At 39.1% G+C, this 368-nt stretch carries 1 protein-coding gene; it reads left to right on the forward strand.

Translation table 11 applies throughout. The features are described from left to right. Window positions 1-15 precede the first annotated feature (15 nt). The coding region (locus PZC42_RS20655; RefSeq protein WP_277213948.1) for a GTP-binding protein at window positions 16-368 on the forward strand (353 nt) is incomplete at its 3' end.

Below are 368 nucleotides of genomic sequence, written 5' to 3' on the forward strand. Positions count from 1 at the left end.
ATAAACTGCTAAAAAATGCCCAAAGAAAAGATTCATATTAACATTGTCGTCATTGGACACGTAGATTCAGGCAAATCTACTACCACTGGCCATCTCATTTACAAATGTGGCGGTATCGACAAACGTACTATTGAAAAATTCGAGAAAGAGGCTCAGGAGATGGGCAAAGGATCTTTCAAATATGCCTGGGTATTGGACAAGCTTAAGGCTGAACGTGAACGTGGTATCACAATTGATATTGCTTTATGGAAATTTGAGACTGCTAAGTATTATGTCACAATCATTGATGCCCCTGGTCACAGAGATTTTATCAAAAACATGATTACAGGAACTTCACAGGCTGATTGTGCTTTGTTGATTGTAGCCGC

This window comes from Isoptericola croceus, assembly GCF_029382255.1.
Taxonomy (GTDB): Bacteria; Actinomycetota; Actinomycetes; order Actinomycetales; family Cellulomonadaceae; genus Isoptericola; species Isoptericola croceus.